This window comes from Flavobacterium sp. LHD-85 (assembly GCF_030929595.1).
Classification (GTDB): Bacteria; Bacteroidota; Bacteroidia; order Flavobacteriales; family Flavobacteriaceae; genus Flavobacterium.
This window is the reverse complement of record NZ_JAVFVR010000006.1, coordinates 226,336-239,379: the sequence shown is the minus strand read 5'-3', so window position 1 is coordinate 239,379 and position 13,044 is coordinate 226,336. Positions and strand designations below refer to the sequence as shown.

General features: G+C 33.4%; 12 protein-coding genes. 10 read left to right on the top strand and 2 right to left on the bottom strand.

The annotated features are described in order from the left end of the window. Positions 1-4 precede the first annotated feature (4 nt). The 8 genes from RB618_RS12715 to RB618_RS12680 all read left to right on the top strand — a co-directional run bounded on the left by RB618_RS12715 (position 5) and on the right by RB618_RS12680 (position 9,540). A complete protein-coding gene (locus tag RB618_RS12715; RefSeq protein ID WP_308069062.1) occupies positions 5-481 on the top strand; it encodes a cupin domain-containing protein in 477 nt (158 codons plus the stop codon). A gap of 364 nt (positions 482-845) precedes the next feature. Next, on the top strand, positions 846-2,150 hold the full coding sequence (locus tag RB618_RS12710) for a TolC family protein (RefSeq protein ID WP_308069061.1): 1,305 nt from the start codon (positions 846-848) through the stop codon (positions 2,148-2,150). Between the two features lie 11 nt (positions 2,151-2,161). Continuing rightward, positions 2,162-3,226, top strand: coding sequence for an HlyD family secretion protein (locus RB618_RS12705; RefSeq protein ID WP_308069060.1), 1,065 nt, complete (start codon positions 2,162-2,164; stop codon positions 3,224-3,226). 3 nt (positions 3,227-3,229) lie between these two features. Beyond that, a complete protein-coding gene (locus tag RB618_RS12700; protein WP_308069059.1) occupies positions 3,230-4,798 on the top strand; it encodes an MFS transporter in 1,569 nt (522 codons plus the stop codon). A gap of 250 nt (positions 4,799-5,048) precedes the next feature. After that, positions 5,049-5,753 (top strand): ion channel, encoded by a 705-nt coding sequence (locus tag RB618_RS12695; protein WP_308069058.1) that lies wholly within the window; start codon positions 5,049-5,051, stop codon positions 5,751-5,753. Between the two features lie 85 nt (positions 5,754-5,838). Continuing rightward, positions 5,839-6,930, top strand: a complete 1,092-nt coding sequence (locus tag RB618_RS12690; protein ID WP_274253855.1) for an AI-2E family transporter — start codon at positions 5,839-5,841, stop codon at positions 6,928-6,930. Between the two features lie 164 nt (positions 6,931-7,094). After that, the gene (locus RB618_RS12685) at positions 7,095-8,315 is read left to right on the top strand and encodes a DUF763 domain-containing protein (RefSeq protein WP_308069057.1); all 1,221 of its coding nucleotides are present in this window, start codon (positions 7,095-7,097) and stop codon (positions 8,313-8,315) included. Positions 8,316-8,361: 46 nt separating this feature from the next. Next, positions 8,362-9,540: an MFS transporter gene (locus RB618_RS12680; protein WP_308069056.1), complete on the top strand. Its 1,179-nt coding sequence runs from the start codon at positions 8,362-8,364 to the stop codon at positions 9,538-9,540. Between the two features lie 12 nt (positions 9,541-9,552). Here RB618_RS12680 and RB618_RS12675 read toward each other — a convergent pair whose 3' ends face one another. Together RB618_RS12675 and RB618_RS12670 are read right to left on the bottom strand one after the other, a co-directional pair. Beyond that, a complete protein-coding gene (locus RB618_RS12675) occupies positions 9,553-10,017 on the bottom strand; it encodes a hypothetical protein (protein ID WP_308069055.1) in 465 nt (154 codons plus the stop codon). Between the two features lie 11 nt (positions 10,018-10,028). Next, entirely contained in the window at positions 10,029-10,316 is a 288-nt protein-coding gene (locus RB618_RS12670; protein ID WP_308069054.1) for a hypothetical protein, read from the bottom strand. Positions 10,317-11,716: 1,400 nt separating this feature from the next. Between RB618_RS12670 and RB618_RS12665 the strand changes: the two genes are divergently transcribed. Both RB618_RS12665 and RB618_RS12660 read left to right on the top strand, forming a co-directional pair. Next, complete coding sequence (locus tag RB618_RS12665) at positions 11,717-12,493, top strand: helix-turn-helix domain-containing protein (RefSeq protein WP_308069053.1); 777 nt, start codon at positions 11,717-11,719, stop codon at positions 12,491-12,493. Between the two features lie 242 nt (positions 12,494-12,735). Then, positions 12,736-13,038: a hypothetical protein gene (locus tag RB618_RS12660; protein WP_308069052.1), complete on the top strand. Its 303-nt coding sequence runs from the start codon at positions 12,736-12,738 to the stop codon at positions 13,036-13,038. Positions 13,039-13,044: the final 6 nt, after the last annotated feature.

The following is a 13,044-nucleotide window of genomic DNA, read 5'->3' as shown; positions in this document are numbered from 1 at the left end:
AAGAATGAGAACAATACCAAGGAGAATTGTAACAGGTTTACGAAACGGAAAATCAATTATAGAACAAGATGAAATTGTTTCGAATGTATCGGAGCATTTTCCAGGATTAATTATTTCTGATATCTGGTCTACAGATTCTACACCCGCAAAATTTGAGGAAAAAGTTATTGAGAATACCGCTTTTCCCAATACGCCAAAAAACGGAAGTTATTTCCGTTATGTGCAGATCCCGCCTGATAAAGATTTGGGTGTGATAGTCACAGAAGGAGAACCGCATCCTTTAATGCATCAGACAGACACGTTAGATTATATCATCATCATTTCTGGTGAAATTTACCTGATTGTAGACGAAGAAGAAACTTTGTTAAAAGCTGGAGATATTGTAATTCAGCGCGGAACTAATCATGCGTGGAGTAATAAATCAGACTCGCCATGCATTCAATTGGCTATTTTACTCGATGCTGAGAAACCTGAAAAATAAAAATTATAAGCCGATAACTACATTTTGATTTATTTCTAAAATTGCAATGATCCATCTGATTGTCGCAATTTTTTTTGCTTAAAATTGGTCTTGAAAGCGCTTAAAATTGTTTCAATTTATAAATTGGAACAATTTTAAGTGTTTGTACTATAAAGTGTTGAATAATAATTGTTTAAATTTATTGTCAGAATAATAATTGCAAAAAACAATTTCAGAGTTTACGCCGTGGCTTTTTTCTAAGAAAGATTTCAAGTTTTACCGAAAGGTTGTTGAAGAATATTGATTACAGATTCCCAAAAATGAAAAATTAAATCAATATAATCGGATGTATTATTGGCAATTTAGAGTTTTAAATTTAAAATATTTGACTTTTGTCTTATTGTACTGCTGTAATTTAAGTTTTGCGCAGCAAGATACCAGTAGTCTGGCATCTGCAAAAAAGATAAGACTCGATGAAGCAATTTTATTAGGCATTAAAAATAACCGGCAATTGAAACTGGCAAATGCCGATTTGGCAATTGCCAACGAAAATGTCAGTCAGGCTAGAATTGCAAAAATGCCAAGAATAAGTTTAAACGGCGGTTACAATTATATCGGAGATCCTAAACTTTACGAAGGATTTTATGCTAGAAATGTTACCGTAGATTATTACGATCATCAGGCCTTTGCCAATATTATTTCTTCGCTCCCAATTTATGCCGGAAATGCCATTAATACTAGAATCAATCAGCAGGAATTAATTAGTGAGATGCAGGAATCGGCTGTAAAAATGACCGAAGCCGACGTCAAAAATGCCATCACAGAACAATATTTTACGCTTGAGAAATTATACCGTCAGATTGAGGTTACGAAACAGAATATTATCAATACCGATATCCGAATAAATCAGCTAAAATCACGTGTAAAAAATGGTCAGAATCTTACGAGTGATCTTTTAAGAACCGAGTTACAGCAGTCTAATTTTAAGGTTTCTGTTTTTAGAAGCACCAATACGATTCAGCTCATCAGCAATTATTTGGATATATTAATCGGATTTCCGACCAATACAATTCTGAAACCTGAAGTGGCAGAAAGTATGATTCCGACAGAAAATATGAATCTGCAGGAAAGTTTAGAAGAAGCATTTCTGAATAGGGAAGAGATGAAACGGGCAGATATAAGAATTAAGTTATCAGAATCTTCATTAAGTCTCACCAAAAGCGGATTTAAACCGAGCTTAAATGCAAACTTAATTTTGAATACCGAATATCCGGCGCAGTGGCCCAATTATGTTAATATCCTCAATTATTGGGCAGCGGGACTTTCTTTGAATTGGGATCTTTCGAGTTTTTATAACCTGAAACACCGCATAGGCAGCGATAAATTGGAAATTGATAAAAGCAATATAGCTCTAGAAGTGACCAAAGATCAGATTACTACCGAAGTTAAAAATGCGTACGTGAGATATGTAGAAAGCAAAGAAAATATTAAAACCTATAAAAAAGATGTAGAGCTGTCAATGAGCAATTATAAAATTGTAAAAAGTCGATATGATAACGATTTTGCTTTAATCAGCGAGATTGTCGATGCTGAATTGCAATTAAATAATTCTAGAATTTCACTTGTAAACGCCAATTTAGATTTAATCATTCAATATTACTCCCTTCAATATGCAATGGGCAAACTTTAATACTTTTTGTTATGAGCGAAGCAGATACACAAAATGGAGCGGTTCAGAAAAATGAAAAAAGAAGAAATAGGATTCTTACGGTATTGTCTTTTGTTTTTTTAATTGCAGGAGGATTGTGGATTTTAAGTTTGTTCTTTGATTTCAGTTCCTATGAAACTACCAATAATGCACAAGTTGAAGCTTACATAAATAATATTGCGGCGCGTGCGACTGGCCATATTAAAGAAATAAAATTTGAATCCAATCAGCAGGTGAAAAAGGGAGATACATTGGTTGTTTTAGACGACGAAGAATACATTATTAAAGTCAAACAGGCCGAAGCAGATTTGGCTATAGCCGAAGGAAATCTGCATTCGCTGCAACAAAATATAACGACTTCAGTTTCTAATCAGGCTTCGGGAAAAGAAAAATTGGCAGGAGATTTGGCAAGTTTAGAAAAAGCTCAAAAAGATTATCAGCGTTTCAAGAATATGTATGCAGATTCGGCAGTGACGCGAAACCAATATGATCAGGTTATTTCTAAATTAAAATCGGAAGAAGCATACGTTAAGGCAGGCAGAAAAGGTCTAGATGCTAGCAGTTCAATTACCAAACAAAGTTCGATTAATCTCGAAGCAGCCACTGCAACCGTTGCCAGAAAAAAAGCAGATCTTGACGCGGCAAAATTACAGTTGTCTTACACGGCTATAATGGCGCCAGCTGATGGTTTTGTGGGTGAAAGAAATTTGTCTATTGGCGAGTTAATTAATGCTAATCAAACTATTGCTACAATGGTTCTGACTGAAAAATTATGGATTTCGGCCAATTTCAAAGAAACTCAAATCGAGAAAATAAAACACGGACAAGAAGTGACCATTACGATTGATGCTTTGGACGGAAAAGAATTTAAAGGAAAAGTGGCTGGTTTTTCTCCTGCGACTGGAGCCAAATTCTCAATGGTCGAACCCGATAATTCAACTGGAAATTTTGTGAAAATCACCCAGCGTATTCCAGTTAAAATTGAATTTGAAACTCCGTCTAAAGAGCTTCAGGAAGTAAGACCAGGAATGAATGTAACTGTTGAAGTAAAAAAATAAGAGATGTTTGCAGGAAAAAAAAGGAGCCTTTTTACACTGACAGGATTATATATCCTGACGATTCCTTTTTTTAACGGACTCAATGTTACGACTTATGATAATTCGCAGATATTAGGCCATTTCGGGCCTTCTACAACTGCTTTTAGTTATGCGGTTTATATTCCCATTTTTGCAATGCTTGCTTTTTTGCCTCTAGGATTAAAACTGGGAAAACAGATTAAGGTTCGTACCATGATTTTATCCGTTTCATTTTTGTCTCTGCTTTTCAATACGGCTTCATTGTTTGCGCCAACGATCGCTTGGTTTGTTTTATGCCGTTCTCTTTTGGCAATAGTTTCTATTATCGGAATATTTGCTTCGATGGTGCCTATTTTATTAAAGTACAATCCTGCTCTTAATATGGCTTTGATGTACGGAATTTTTCAGTTTATACAAAAAGGGAGTCAGCATTTGTATCAATATTTAGGAGCACATTTTGTGAGTTTTCATAACTGGACGTTTGGAATTTATTTCCTGAATGTCAATTTTTTAATCTGTATTATTCTGGCTTGGTATTTTTATAAAGCTGATGTGGCGCCTCTAAAAACCAAATTTCAATTTGATTGGCGAGGCTGGATTATCCTGATTTTGTTTTTTACCATTATTCTCTTTTTATGTGCCGAAGGACAAACTAGAAATTGGTTTAGCGATCCTAAAATAACGCTGGCTTTTGCAGTTTTATTTATAGTAGCAGGAATCTATCTGCTTCATGTTCGTTTTACCGCAGAACCTTTAATTAATCCAGATGTTTACAAATTTAAGAATGTCATTCCGGGGGCATTTTTGATGTTTTATATCGGAATAATGAACGGAACTGGAAGTGTCGTAACAAGCTATATGACCAATATTTTGGGTTTTGATCCTGTTTTGGGAGCGGTAACGCATCTTTCGCTTTTAATTGGATTATGCATCTCGATTCCGCTTTCGACTTATCTTTTATACAAACGCATTTATCTGGCTACGATTTGGGTAATTGGTTTCGCTTGCTACGGAATGTATCATATTATACTCTTTTTCAGATTTTATCCAGGAATCGATGCATCTGATTTCTATCTGCCATTAATTTTTAAAGGGTTAGGAATGGGGTTTCTTTTTCCAGTTTCGCTCTTATATATTTCAGAAGGAATTCCACCGTTTTTGAGCACATCGCGCATGATGACGGGAATTATTGCTCAGGCTGTTTTTGCTTCTTTACTCGGAGGCGCTGTTTTAGGAACTTTTATTTCGAATATGAATTTACAGCATAAAACAGGTTTAAGCCAGCAGTTGAGCCCAATAAACAAACAAGCCGAACAGCAGCTGGAAAATTCGAAAAGGCAATTTTTATATATGGGATTATCAGATGCCGAATCGCAGAAAAAAGCTGAAAAGAGCCTTTCTAATCAGACCTCTCAGACTTCTATGTTATTGGCCTATAAAGATATTTATCTCGTCATGTCGGCAGTTTGTTTTCTGCCCATTTTCATTATTCTTCTTTTCAAACTTTGGCGCAGACCAATTGGAAGAGTAGAAGTAGAGCCGATTCCGATTTGAGGGTGGAGATTAAAGAAGCAAGATTAAAGAAGCAAGAATATAGAATATAGAATATAGATTTTTTTCCGAGGTTTTGGAATTTGGAATTTAGGTTTTGGAATTTATCTGTAGCCTTCAGGATTGGAATTTGGAATTTAATTTTTGGAATTTGTTTTTAGGCTTCAGGATTGGAATTTGGAATTTAGTTTTTTGGAATTTGTTCTTAGGCTTCGGGATTGGAATTTGGAATTTAATATTTGGAATTTATATTATGATAGCACAAAAAGACCGTTTTTTATATCGTTTTTGGACTCAAGAGAAAGGACTCAGTGGCATGCTGATACTCTTGTTTATCATGCATTTTATTGTCATTCCGTTTTTTGGCAGTTATGTGCGTTTTATGACAGCGGTTAATATATTTTGGATTCTGTTTCTTTTTGCTGGAATTATAGCTTTATCAAAACATAAAAAACAAGCTTTTCTTATTTCCATAATTCCTTTTTTATTTATTATAACACAATGGATTAATTATTTTGAACATAATATTTTTATCCTATTTGCCGATTTAATTCTTTCGGTTGCCATTATGCTGCTTCTCATTACTTTGGTCTTAATAAAAGTTTTAGAGCCTGGTCCTGTTACTACTTATCGCATTGTGGGCTCGATTGTCGTGTATATGCTTTTGGTTCATTTTTGGTCTACGCTTTATTTATTTCTTTTTCAGCATATTGATGGTTCTTTTCAAATAACAGAATCAAAGTTTACAAGCAATAGCGATCTGGCTAGTTTTATGTATTTCAGCTATATCTGTATCACATCAACAGGTTTTGGCGAAATAGCGCCTCTTCATCCTTTGGCTCGCTCTCTGGTTCAGATTGAGGTGCTTACAGGAGTTTTATATCCGATAATCTTGATTGGAAGGCTGGTTTCAGATGCCAATTTTTCTATTAGTAAGACTGAGAAGAAGCAAGATTAGAGAAGCAGAGTAAGGATTTAAAGAAATCATTTACCATTAACAATTCACAACTCAAAATTACCATTCACCATTAAAAACAATAACCATGAAAACAATCAATTCGAATAAAAAGAAAGAACTTTTCGATACTATTTTGCAATTATTTTTCATTTTCCTGCTTGTGGGATTTTGCCTTAAATTACTGTTGCCTTTTTTTATGCCTATTTTGTGGGCTGTAATATTATCTGTTGTATTTTATCCGATATTTAATTCATTACAGAAAATATTAAAAGGAAGAAAAGCATTAGCATCGGTTGTTATTACTATATTGATTATTGCCATTATGGTGCTGCCTTTAATTTATTTTCTGAAAGCGGCAACGGGAAATTTTTTAGAACTGAAAAATAGTTTTGAAGCAGGAACACTTAAAATTAGTCCGCCAGGTGCTTCTATAAAAGAATGGCCCATAATAGGTAAACCGCTCTATGAGTTTTTACTTTCAATGTCAACAGATTTAGAACAAGGCGTTGTTAAATATCAAGATCAGATAAAAGAATTGTCTTCTAAAATTATGGCTAGCATTTTGAGTTCTGGCGCTGCATTTTTGCAATTTATACTTTCGGTTATTATTGCTGGTGTTTTATTAGTATCGCCAGGAGGTAAAGCTTTCTTTATGAAATTCCTGAAAAAAATTGCAGGAAATGAAGCTGAAGAAATTATGACGATTTCGGTTTCTACTATTTACCAAGTGGTGAAAGGGATTTTGGGAGTTGCGGTTATTCAGACCATTATTCAAGCTATCGGCTTGTTTTGGGCTGATATTCCGTACGCAGGAATATTGACTTTGATTTGTTTGATATTTTCTATTTTACAGATTGGACCAATTATAATTAATATTGGAGTGATCATTTATCTTTTCTCAACTGGAGATTCTGGTCACGCCGTTTTTTGGACGATATTTTTTATCATCAGCGGATTGTCAGATAATGTCTTAAAACCGCTTCTATTAGGAAAAGGAGCTCTTGTACCTATGCTTGTGATTTTTTTAGGTGTGATTGGCGGTTTCATTATGTCAGGTTTCATCGGGTTATTTGTTGGGCCTATTGTATTTTCAATAGGATATAAATTGTTTGTAGCATGGTTGGATGATAATGCGGAACCTGTTGCAGAACCAGAAGAAGATATTGAGAGGGTTTAAATTGTAAATTGTAAATTATGAATTGTTAATTGTGTTATGCAAGTGGCTTTTTGCTTTTGACATCTTACATTTCACACCCTAATTTTTTTACACTTGAATTAACAATTCACAATTTATAATTCACAATTAAAAGAAGTATTTTTGCAGGATTCTAATTCCAGCAAATGAAACGTTCCGGTACAGCAGATCTTCCTTTACATTATGGACATGTTCCATTATGGCTTGCTGAGCGAATGTCTAAACTTGGTCTTGCCATTGTAGAAACGATTGCAATGGAATTTTCGACTGCTGAGGTTATAAGTAAATTAAGCAATCCGTTTTGGTTTCAGAGTTTTGGTGCTGTTATGGGAATGGATTGGCACTCGTCTGGAATTACAACTTCGGTGCTTGGAGCATTAAAAAAATCGGTTAATCCGCATTCAAAAGAACTCGGAATTTATATCTGCGGAGGAAAAGGCAAACATTCTATGGCAACGCCGAAGGAACTTTTATTCGTTGGCGAAAAAACAGGGCTTGACGGAATTAATCTTGCCAGCTGCAGCCGACTTACCGCAAAAGTTGACAATACCGCCATTCAAGACGGATTTCAATTGTATCAGCATAATTTTATTGTCGACAATAAAGGACAATGGGCCGTTATCCAGCAGGGAATGAATCCGAATTCGCGGACAGCCAGAAGATATCATTGGCATTCGCAAGATTTAAAGTCATTTATAAATGAACCGCACACTTTTATTTATGGCGAAAATCAGGGTTCGATTTTAAATCTTACAGCCAATGCCGCAACAAAATCTCGAGAAGGTATTTTAGAATTGGTAAAAGAATCGCCAGTAAAAATTATAAAAGAAATGCAACATCTTTCTATGCCCGCGCATCATGATGTGAGAATGGAAGATGTAAATATGAAAAGATTGGGAGCAATGCTTTGGGCTACTCACGAAAATAAACCAGAAGATTTTGAAGAATTATTGCTTTTAAAAGGAATGGGGCCAAGAGCTTTGCAGTCTTTAGCTTTGGTAAGCGAAATTATTTATGGAACTCCAACACGTTTTGAAGATCCAGCCCGTTTTTCATTTGCTCATGGCGGAAAAGATGGACATCCGTTTCCCGTTCCCGTTAAAATCTACGATGAAACTATCGATACGCTGCAAAGAGCTATTAATCGTGCTAAAATCGGGAATAGCGATAAACTAAGCGCCATTCAAAAACTATCTGAAATTTCAAGAAAAGCAGAAGAAAGTTTTATTCCAAATTCTAATTTTGATGCTTTAATTCAAAGAGAAAGAGAAGAATCCCACAAGTATGGCGGAAGAACCGTTTTTGGAGATGCAAAACCTCCTAAAAAGAAACCTATAAACCCAAACAATCAGCTGGAATTATTTTAAAGAATCATAATTTTCTATCAGCCTTTAGTTATATAAAAATCCAATAATGTCACAAAACGAAAAATCAATTTATACTTTACAATTCATTTTACTTTGTTTAAGTTCCTTATTATTTTCATCAAGTTTTAATATGATGATACCTGAACTTCCAAATTACTTAAGCAGTCTAGGAGGAGCAGAATACAAAGGGCTTATCATTTCATTATTTACATTGACGGCTGCAATTTCGCGCCCGTTTAGCGGTAAGCTTACCGATAAATGGGGACGCGTTCCTGTTATGGCAATAGGTTCTTCGGTTTGTGTGGTATGCGGTTTTTTGTATCCAATTTTGAGTTCTGTTTCAGGATTTTTATTGCTGCGTTTGGTTCACGGTTTTTCAACAGGATTTAAACCTACATCAACTTCGGCTTATGTGGCAGATATTATTCCGCAGCACAGATGGGGAGAAGCGCTCGGAATGCACGGATTATGTTTTAGCATTGGTGGAGCATTAGGACCAGCGCTAGGAAGTATGATTGTGAATTCGTACGGAATCAATGTGATGTTTTACACTTCGTCATTTTTAGCCTTCTTTTCAATTATTATTGTAATGAATATGAAGGAAACTCTCGCTGCAAAAGAAAAATTGAACTGGACAATGTTCATTATAGGAAAAAATGATATTGTAGATAGAAATGTGTTTCCAGCAGGAATTATCACTTTTCTTTCGTACACCGCATTTGGACTTATTTTAACTTTAATTCCAGATTGGAGCGAACATTTAGGCGCAACAAATAAAGGATTATTTTTTACAGCTTTCACGGTGGCTTCGGTTATGGTACGTTTTGGTGCAGGAAAAGTTTCTGATAGACATGGAAGACCAAAAGTTATCATGGCGGGATTAATCATAACGTCGATTGCTCTTTTTGTAATAAGTGCAGGAAGAGACATTCAGATGTTGTTAATCGGAGCTGGAATTTACGGAATCGGTACGGGTATTTTATCGCCAGCAATTAGCGCATGGACCATAGATATGAGCAATCCTGAACATAGAGGAAAAGCTGTGGCCACTATGTATATTTCGATGGAACTGGGAATCGGTTTAGGCGCTCTTTTAGGAGGAACTTACTATAACGATCAAATTGACCGTATACCGCAAATTATTAGGTTCGATATACTGGTGTTAATTCTAGGGATTGCATATCTTACGTATTGGGCAAGAAATAAAAAGAGAATTAAAGCGTAATTTTCTGGCGCTTTATTCTTTTTTAATATCTAACTGTACTTTAAAATTGCCGTAATAAGGATTATCGGCCATTAAAGAATGTCCAATTATTAAAACGTGAGTTCCTTTTTGTTGAAGCGGAATTTTCAAATCCATTCCGAAAGGGCCGTCTGCAGTTTTATCAGGAAAAATAATTTGATTAAAACGGATGTTTCCTTTTCCTGCATCTAGAATTATTTGAGCATTTAGTTTACCTAAATCTTCATTTTTGAATTGAACATAAACTTTTGAATTTAGAGAATCTAAATGGCTCTCAGCTAAAAACACATTTTCTTTATTTTTAAAATTCATAACAATAGTGTCGCCTGCTTGTGTATTCTCTTGCTTTCTTTCTTTTTGAACAACAGGCGCCAGCGAGTCAGGAGCAGTTTTATTGTTTTCCTTTTGCTGGCATGAAAAAAAGAAAATTGAAATTAGAAGTACAGACAAATTTTTCATGGCAATTTTTTTTAGCTTAACATTTCAAAACTTCCTGGTTTTTCTTCATTCTCATCATATTCCCCTTCAGGTTTTTCATTTAAGTCTTCTTCTTCCCAGTCATTTTCATCATACTCCGATTCAAAATCGTATTCAAGATTTTCTTCCAATTCTCCAAGCTCTAGATTGTAGTGATTAGAAGCTGTGAGCTTATCAGTATAGTCACCTGCTAGATAATCGTCATAGTTTAGAAGTAGCTGTTGCTCATAAGAATTTGCTTCAATTGCAGATTCTTCAGATGTGTAATTTTCAGATCTCATGTTAATCAGTTTTAAAAAATGAATAATCATATCTAATTCTTCAATTAGATTATTCTAAAATTACAGCCTTGGGGCACTTGCTGTTTTATATAATTTTTTTAGAGTTTTGTCAAATTTTCATCTAACACGATAGTAAGTTATAAAAAAAGGCGGAAAAACATATTGTTTTTCCGCCTTTTTGTGGAGTCGCTGGGTATTGAGCTAGTTGTATTTCATTTGGTTGTTGATAAGTGATTTTCAGTAAAAACGCCCTGTTTTATGGGAATTGTTATATTTGTTAATATTGAGTTTTTATAACTAATTATAACTAATTATAACTAATTATAACTAATTATAACTAATTATAACTAATTATAACTAATTATAACTAATTATAACATTATTGTCAACTGAATGAAATACACTTTTAACCTTAATGAACCTAAAAGCGATAAGGAAACATTGATTCTATAAAAATATCAGGAATATTCTAGAAAATTTTGAAAGTTAGAAGGTTCAAATTTGACTTTTAGTAAGATTAATGAAGTTTTCCATTAGAGAATTTACATCTTATTATATGGTTAATCTGAAATGATAAGAATTCTTATTCTAGAAAGTTGGGCTTTTTAAAACGTTTATGTTTTGGACGATGGGTAAAATTATTCATCATGATACTTGAGTTAATTAATTGTATTTGAAGGAAAAAAAATGTTAAATTTTTATAAAAAATATTTTATTTAGATGTAATTTCTTATATTTGATTGTTTTGCAAATATGATTGAGATGGCTAGACATTTTTAATCATCGCTTCTATTCTATATAAAACAAGAAAAATAGGAATGACAGAATAGGCACCTCTAGAAGATTTCCAAACAGGACAAAATTCAAAATTTTTCCGCTATTTTAAAGCAAATTTTTTCATGATATCATACATCGCAAGAAATTAAGGAAGCAGAAAAAGAATTAATTTCTCAATCCAGTATTGTTTTTAGAGATTAACAAAGTGCCTAGTATGATAATATGTAACAATTAATAGAGACCCTAATAACCTAAAAGTTTACTAAACAAACCACAAGCGGACTTTAAAAAAGGATTCATATAACTATATAATTATTGGGAACAGCAATCTTTAGGGAAACCTCCGAATTATCATAAGATAAATGTGAAAATTGCAACTCTATCTCAAAGACTTTGTTTACAAGTTAAATCTACGTTATTGGTAAAATATTCTGATGGATTGATGATAGCGATAGTAATAGTATATCATTAAAATCTGAATAAGCATAGAATATTTTTTCAGAATAAGGAGAAAGAAATAATTATCTATTCTTTTTCTGAGAGAAATAATTTTCGATGTTTTTCGCTACTCAACCAAAAACCGCAAAAAAGCGTAGTATAATTAACTGTATAAACAAAAATATATGATTGAACTATTCCAAAAACTAAGTAAGCATAGCCACCAAGAAGTAGCGGTAACCACCCTCTTATCTAATCCTGCAAATTATATCGGGGGCTCTGTAACGAATGACCATAGATTATTGTTTTTTGATAGTAACCTAAGCGAATCTATATATATAGACTTTACAACTTACGAGGTAACAACTAACAAATTGTATTATATACCAGTAAAACATTTACTTTATTTACCAAACACAATAAAGCAATTCTATTGTATTATAATACCAATTTGTCAAATTAACGACATTGAAAAATCGATTCTTTTCAGCTTATATTATAAAAAGGATAAATCAATAAAATTCAATTTGTCATTTATAGAGCTAAAATCAAAAATTGAATCAAATAGATTTGTTTCCGAATTGGTGTTTCTTATAAATAATGAAAGCTATCCGTCATTACAATACATTAAAATTGCCGAAGAGTTTTTACAAATACTAAACAAAACTACAATTACTCATAAACTAACGTTACAAAGCCTGCTTAAGGAACTTAGCATAACAGATAAAACACTACAAAGGGTCTGCAATACGGTTTATTCAGCCAGCCCTATTACTATTGTTCGCTACCATTTACTATTAAAAGTTGTTTTTGTCATTATAAGTAAAAAGTTAACTCCTTTTCATCAAATAGCAGAGGAATTAGGATTTGAAGAAGTAAGTACGTTTAACAGATATATAAAAACGATACTACAAAATACCCCTACGGCTATTAGACAGCAGTACAATCACATTATTTTGTAACAACTGTCGGAAATTGTCAACAAAACTGTCGCAAAAAGGTAATTTTTTTTCTCTTTAACTCTTTAAGTTTGTGTAAGATTTATCTTATTTTTATGTTGTATGGAAAACTAATGCTACATTAACAAAGAGATAAACTAATGAGTATTTGTTGTCATTTTACAACATAAATTTAAAATAGAAACTACCTCAAATTAATATAACAAAAAAATAAACATTTTTAAATCAATTAAAATATTAGGAAAATGGATAAAGCAACATTCAACGCCAAGATTAGTAATGGCAAAATTAGTGTTCCTGATTTAGGAATTCATACAAGTGCAATATTCAACAAAGAAGCAGAATTGTCAATAAAAAATGGAACTTCTCATGTTGGTATATTGGAACCAAACGGAATAAATACAGATTCTGGATTTTTTAGCTTTTCAGAAATCGAAGAAGCGGAAGCAGAATTATTAATTGGAGGTAGTGGAACGACCAAGGTTTCTTCAACAACGATTGATAATAGGGGATTTTTAGGTCAACAACCTGGAGATATGGATAAATAGTTTTTT

Excerpts from the sequence above, each read along its gene's own strand:
- RB618_RS12715 (WP_308069062.1), top strand. The coding sequence starts at position 5 with ATGAGAACAATACCAAGGAGAATTGTAACAGGTTTACGAAACGGAAAA.
- RB618_RS12705 (WP_308069060.1), top strand. The coding sequence starts at position 2,162 with ATGAGCGAAGCAGATACACAAAATGGAGCGGTTCAGAAAAATGAAAAA.
- RB618_RS12700 (WP_308069059.1), top strand. The coding sequence starts at position 3,230 with ATGTTTGCAGGAAAAAAAAGGAGCCTTTTTACACTGACAGGATTATAT.
- RB618_RS12695 (WP_308069058.1), top strand. The coding sequence starts at position 5,049 with ATGATAGCACAAAAAGACCGTTTTTTATATCGTTTTTGGACTCAAGAG.
- RB618_RS12690 (WP_274253855.1), top strand. The coding sequence starts at position 5,839 with ATGAAAACAATCAATTCGAATAAAAAGAAAGAACTTTTCGATACTATT.
- RB618_RS12685 (WP_308069057.1), top strand. The coding sequence starts at position 7,095 with ATGAAACGTTCCGGTACAGCAGATCTTCCTTTACATTATGGACATGTT.
- RB618_RS12680 (WP_308069056.1), top strand. The coding sequence starts at position 8,362 with ATGTCACAAAACGAAAAATCAATTTATACTTTACAATTCATTTTACTT.
- RB618_RS12675 (WP_308069055.1), bottom strand. The coding sequence starts at position 10,017 with ATGAAAAATTTGTCTGTACTTCTAATTTCAATTTTCTTTTTTTCATGC.
- RB618_RS12670 (WP_308069054.1), bottom strand. The coding sequence starts at position 10,316 with ATGAGATCTGAAAATTACACATCTGAAGAATCTGCAATTGAAGCAAAT.
- RB618_RS12665 (WP_308069053.1), top strand. The coding sequence starts at position 11,717 with ATGATTGAACTATTCCAAAAACTAAGTAAGCATAGCCACCAAGAAGTA.
- RB618_RS12660 (WP_308069052.1), top strand. The coding sequence starts at position 12,736 with ATGGATAAAGCAACATTCAACGCCAAGATTAGTAATGGCAAAATTAGT.